General features: G+C 59.5%; 5 protein-coding genes and 1 pseudogene. 1 reads left to right on the plus strand and 5 read right to left on the minus strand.

Annotation, left to right across the window (positions count from 1 at the left end; genetic code table 11):
• Positions 1-382: 382 nt before the first annotated feature.
• Complete coding sequence (locus tag BS629_RS34100) at positions 383-1,300, plus strand: recombinase family protein (RefSeq protein WP_077988777.1); 918 nt, start codon at positions 383-385, stop codon at positions 1,298-1,300.
• On the opposite strand, the gene BS629_RS40145 is transcribed toward BS629_RS34100, so the two are convergent.
• The 5 genes and pseudogenes from BS629_RS40145 to BS629_RS34120 form a co-directional block, all read right to left on the minus strand.
• Positions 1,287-1,799, minus strand: coding sequence for a hypothetical protein (locus BS629_RS40145; protein WP_245315123.1), 513 nt, complete (start codon positions 1,797-1,799; stop codon positions 1,287-1,289). The genes BS629_RS34100 and BS629_RS40145 overlap by 14 nt on opposite strands.
• A 150-nt stretch (positions 1,800-1,949) precedes the next feature.
• Positions 1,950-2,351: pseudogene (locus BS629_RS40620) on the minus strand (TniQ family protein); the annotation flags it as partial.
• Positions 2,348-3,265 carry a TniB family NTP-binding protein gene (locus BS629_RS34110; protein WP_077988779.1) on the minus strand — a complete coding sequence of 306 codons (918 nt, stop codon included), beginning with the start codon at positions 3,263-3,265 and terminating at the stop codon, positions 2,348-2,350. The gene BS629_RS34110 and the pseudogene BS629_RS40620, both read right to left, overlap by 4 nt.
• Positions 3,262-4,899: a Mu transposase C-terminal domain-containing protein gene (locus BS629_RS34115; protein WP_077988780.1), complete on the minus strand. Its 1,638-nt coding sequence runs from the start codon at positions 4,897-4,899 to the stop codon at positions 3,262-3,264. The genes BS629_RS34110 and BS629_RS34115 overlap by 4 nt, the downstream gene beginning before the upstream one ends.
• A 139-nt stretch (positions 4,900-5,038) precedes the next feature.
• Complete coding sequence (locus tag BS629_RS34120; protein WP_077988781.1) at positions 5,039-5,551, minus strand: GNAT family N-acetyltransferase; 513 nt, start codon at positions 5,549-5,551, stop codon at positions 5,039-5,041.
• Positions 5,552-5,719 lie beyond the last annotated feature (168 nt).

The following is a 5,719-nucleotide window of genomic DNA, read 5'->3' on the forward strand; positions in this document are numbered from 1 at the left end:
ATGTCGGTCGGCCTGGATGCGCGGAAACCCCTGGTTTTCCGGCCTTTCAGGCAGGTTTCGGCGAGGATCGGCGGAATAGCGGTGGATACAAGAGCCGCCGCGAGCCGCCCTCTCCTCTCGAGCGAGCGCGGATTTCTCTGCAATCTCTGCCTCAGTCGAGGCTTCTTACCCCTCCCCTCCCTCCGAACGCCCTAGTTTCCGGCATTTCCGCCACGGATGGCCGCCAGAGCGCGTTTCACGCCGGTTGCTGCCGGATACCCGTTCGACATCGGATTTCGAGTCTGACGGGGCTGTATTTGCCCTCTAAAACACGCTTGCAACTGGTCATTTTCTCACGCATTCCTTATTTGTACAAAGCACCTGAAAAACGCACGAGAAAACCATGGCAAAACGGCAAGTCGCCAATCCATCGCCGGCCCCGAAACGTCTTATAGGCTATGCCCGTGTCTCGACCGACGATCAGGTCCATGACGCTCAGATGGACGAGTTGCAGGCCGCCGGCTGCGAGCGGATTTTTCAGGAGCACGGATCTGGCGCCTCACGGGCCCGACCAGTGCTGACGAGACTGCTCGGCGAGCTCGCCGCTGGCGATGTGCTTGTTGTTGTCCGGCTGGATCGCCTCGCCCGTTCGGTCAGCCATCTGTTGCAGGTGATCGAGGATCTGGAGGAGCGCGGCGTTCATTTCCGATCGATCCGCGATCCCATCGACACGTCCACCCCGCAAGGCATGTTTTCTCTCCAGGTCCTCGGAGCTGTCGCGCAGCTCGAACGGGCTTTGATTGCCGAACGAACCAGAGCTGGCATCAAGGCGGCAAAAGCGCGTGGCAAGCTGCCGGGCAATCCCGGACTTCGAGAGCGGCGGCCAGAAGCGATCAGGGCGGTGTCGAAGGCGAGAGAAAAACTCTATCTCGACGAGCTGATCTCGTCCGCCCAAACCTGGCTGCCGATGGTGCGGCAACTCCGGCCGCAGCACAGCTGGGACAATGTCGTCCGGGTGCTCAATCGCCGGGGCCATGACTGGACGGTGGAACGCCTGCGCCGCGCGGTGCATCGAATGGTGCGCGAGAAGCTGGCCGAGCCCGAACTCTTGGCGCGCTCGCCACGGCGCGCGCCAGAAGATCATCTGATGAAACTCGTCGCGGCGATTGCCATTGCCGATCCCGGCTTGTCGCTGCGCGACATTGCCGCCCAACTGGATCAAATGGGTGAGAGGCCGGCGCGCGGTGGGCGCAAATGGCAGCCGTCCTCTGTTCGCCATCTGCTCGACGAGGCACATCGGTTCGGTCTCATCCGTTATTGAGGGCGCGGTGCATCAACTTGCCGATGGCCCGGTTTCTTGCGCGCCCTTCTTTTGACGGCAAGGCTTTCCAGTCTTGGCTCCCAATAATGCCGCGGGCGAGCTGGCGGTATTCAGTTTCTGCCCGGAGTTTTATGACTGATGCCGCCCGCGGCGGTAATGAGGCCCTATGATACTCTGGGGCCGTCCCACGCTCGAATTGGCGAAAGGCCTCGCGAACAGAGGGAGAGAGTGGAGCCGCTTTCGAAGCGACCCCAAAGAGGAGGTCTGCGATGGCTGCAATCGTCACGGCTCGCCATGCCGGTGGAAGGCTGGTCAGCGGCGACGTGACTGCGGTGACCAACGGTCGCTGACCGTAGGGCAGTGGTAAACCCAGCGAGACGATATATTGCATCCCTTCCGGCCGTGGCGACCAGAGGAAGCGGCTTGCCGTCTCGATGCGTTCAAACTCCGACCCGCCCTTGCCGATGGCCTCGCGCATCAACGAGGCGATCTGCAGCAAGTCTACCTGATTGCGGCGCTGAAACCTCCGCGCCGAGACAACCGCATCGCAATCACGGCAAAACAGTCTGGCGACGCCGGTAGGTGTCGACCGGAACTGAAACAGACCACTGCGGAAACACCCACCGCAGTTAATCTCGAGGCCAATTTCGTGCCGGGGGCAGACCACTACTTCAACGCATGCCCAGGACCGTCGGAAATAGTGGTCGCTCCCCTCCTCGGCATCTTCATCCAGGCATGCCGGACAAACGCCTCGATGCCTGGGATCGCTCACGAATGACGCCCTGCTGCGCCCAGTGGCCTGCAGAGACAGTCGATCCAGATCGACTTGCTGCAGGCGAGAGGCCAGCGCCCATAATCGGGTTGCGGACTGTTCGGTAGGGATGTTTTGGCTGAGGAGATGCGGGTTCGAACCTCCCGGAGCGGCACATATCCAGTTCTCAATCTGTCGGGGCGAGCTGGAGTAATGGCTCGCCACTCGCCAATGCCAGCAACTGAGGAGTTCATCCTCAAAGGGCCGTGGGGCGATAGCAAGCAGCCGCACCGGTCTCACTGGCTTGCATGTCGCTGCAGGCGGCCTTCAGCGCGCCGCGCCATCGCAACCAGCGGCAGGACAAGGTTGTCACCGTCGAAACTCTCCAAGGTGATCGCCTCTTTCCCATGTCGCACGGCTTCGACCGCAACCGTCTCGATCAGGCGAAAAATTCGCACAGTGACGCCTTCGGTCATATCCAGCACCTTGCGGCGAACCGCTGCGGTCCCAAGCTGTGATGGCTCGCGCAGAGGCAGGATGCTTCCGAGACTTGCGAGCAACAGGGCGAGCTGCTGTGTATTGGACCAGCGCTTCAGGTGAACTGCCTCGAACCTCTCGGCGAGCTGAGGATCCGTCAACAACGCCTGTCGGGCAAGATCGGTACCGGCGCAGATCAACGGGACTTTCAGATCATTCGCCAGAAAGCGGATGACGTTGAGAAAGACCCGCTGCTGCCGATATGTCCCGGTCAGCATGGCATGGATCTCATCGATGATCAGCATCCGCACACCCATCCTTCGCATGAGGGTCCGGCAAGTGGTCTTCAGACGGAAGGTCGCGTCTCCGCTTGGACCCGGTGCACTCATCGCATTGAGGAGTTCGCCGTAGACATCGCGTTCGACGGGTTCGGCCGGCATCTGCATCGCCACGACCGGCATGCTCGTCAACCCGGTTCCACGATCGAAGATGGGCTGGTGATCGCGAAGAAACTTTCGGATGATTTTGGTCTTTCCCATGCCGGTATCGCCGTAGAGAAGCAGACAGGGCATTCGATCCCGCGGCGGATAGGAGAGCAGATCCTCAAGCCGCGTCAGCGCAGCCTTCGCATCGGCTGTTTCCAGCCAACGATCCGCACGGATCCAGGCGACCCGTTCTTCAATCCCCATCTCGGCGTACCGCCGATAGGCCGGCAGCAGATGGGAATATTCCGTCATGACCACTCCTCCACCGACAACGGAGATAAATCGAGAAAATCGTCTTCGTCGCCATCATCCGTCATTCCCGCCTGCTGCCGGTTGGTCGCCGCCAGTGCTCGTGACTGTCTCTCAGCTCCCCGGCGGATGCTCCGCGTTTGGCGGCCTGCCATCTCGACAATCTGTCGCTGGGCTTCGATGGTCTCGAAGATCAGGTGCTCGTCGACTGATTGCAAACCACGAGCCCTCAAGGCGGCCATGGCCTGCCGGTGCTCCCCGAGCGTGATCCGTGGCCGACCGAGGTCTGCAAACCGAACCGGCCAGCTTTCGCCGTTTGGCCCGTCGACGAACACACATGAAATATCCCGAGGATCGTAACGGACCCGCATCTTTTCCGGCGCACCGGTCCATGGGCTCAGGACATCGTCCCAATATTTGAGGCCGAACAGGTGCAGTCCGTCTCGGCGGATGGCGCGTTCCTCAAACGACAGGAAATCCAGAACGAAACGGTGTTCGTCATAGGGAAGTCTTAAAGGCTCCCGACGCGCGAGGACAGCATCTTCCCAAGCCAGACGAGGCGGAATCTTCAGCGCACGGTGGATATCGGCGTGATAGCGGCCGACGATCTCAAGGGTCAGCCACCGCTCCAGCTCGTCAAAGGTCATGACTGCATGCTTTTGCGGATCGCAGTCGCCGCGGGAGCCTATATCGCTCGACGTTGATCCGGGCAGAAAGTGAACGGCTCCCATCATCGTGCCGATAAGCCGCTCGATGTGACCACCGTAATGTGGGCGAGCAACTGGTCGATGGATGAGATTGATGCCGTGCTCGGCCGCTCCCCAAGCGAGCGCTTTGCCCCGAAACTCCCGAGCATTGTCGAGATGAATGGCGGTGGGCAAACCATGCACTGGCCAGTCGCCGACCACATTTTGCTCCGCGAGCCACGATGCCTTCGGCAAAACCATGTGCCGGATGGCCAGAGCGACGGATGTCGACGATGGATGCTCAAGGCTCAGATAGAAGCCGGCCACCATGCGGCTGGCGACGTCGATCGCCAAAGTCAACCAAGGGCGCTGCAATGGTTCGCGGCTAACAACATCAACGACAAAAAGGTCGACCAATGTATGATCAATCTGCACGATCTCCATGGCGTGCTGGGCCGAGTATTCCTCTACGACCGGCGTGTATCGCTGACGTGCCGCGCGGCCGCCTTCCCTTGCCTTAGTCAGCTTTTGCCGGTCGGACTGATCTATGCGAGCCTTCACGGCCTTCCACGAAGGTGCAGGCAGGTTTCGCTGACGGCAAATTACCCGGACATGATCATGAACGGCGGTGATCGTGGGACGCTCGCGGCGGCAGTAGGTCTCCTGAATGGCGTAGGCAACAGCATCTTCGTGTTCCCGAGATAGGAGCCGCCTCCCCTTCTCGGGGCCGGGCGTCTCGTCTAGCAATGAGCTGGTAACGGGCTTTCGCCGAAATTGAGCGAGGAGCTGATAGAACCTTGTCGGCTTGAGGTCCAACTCCCTGCACGCGGCGAATCTCTCTGGGGCGGTCAGGTTCTTTACGAAAGCGATAGGCCGAATGATCGCTTCGCGGGCCAAAGCCTTTTGCCAGGCTGTCGCGCTGATGAGCATTCGTTCAGGTGTCTGCGCCATTGAGACCTCCCGGCCGACGTATCGGCTTGGCCACGATCAATTGCTGCCGATCGCAGAATGCGCGGGGAAAATGACAGCCGGAAGACATCAGGTCTTGAGAGCTGTTCTACCAAGGATGGCTGCGTTCGGCCCAAAGCGGTCAAATGCGGCTAGGTTGTCTATCTAAGAGAGCAACGCCTTCTAAATCCCGGAATCCGTCCCGCCGTTGGTAGCCAAGCCTGTCAGCGATTCGAAATGAGGACATGTTTTCTTCCGGGATCAAACAGAAGGTTGGCTTCGACCATTGTTCTTCGTACCAGTGATGGACCGCAGCAGCAGCCTCGTAAGCAATGCCCGTTCCATGTACTCTACGGGAAAAAACCCATCCCGCTTCGTCGAGGGTATCGAAGGGGGTTCCAAGGCCGCGACGAAAACGCGCTAAACCCGTTTCCCCAAGATAGTCGCCTGTTGTTCTGTCTAACACAGCAAAAAATCCGTAACCGAAGGCGGACCAGTGCCCAACGTACATGAGCAGCCTCGACCAAGCCTCTTTTTCCGTTAGCGGCTTTCCGGCAAGGAATCGATAAACCTCGGGTTCGGCCGTCATGGTCATGTAGGATGGAAGGTCGCCTACCTCATAGGGGCGAAGGGTTAGTCGAGACGTCTCCAACATGATGCTACTTTCTGCTCTTCTCGCAGTAGCACTCTATCTAGTTGGGGCATCCAATCAATGACCGCTTGTGGCGCATTCCGGCCAATCCGAAAGATTCCACTGATCTTGGCAGGTAATAAACCGTATCATTCCAAGGAAATTGATTCTGCTTAATCAAGCTGATCGACA

It is taken from the genome of Rhizobium leguminosarum bv. viciae USDA 2370 (assembly GCF_002008365.1).
In the GTDB taxonomy this organism is placed as follows: Bacteria; Pseudomonadota; Alphaproteobacteria; order Rhizobiales; family Rhizobiaceae; genus Rhizobium; species Rhizobium leguminosarum.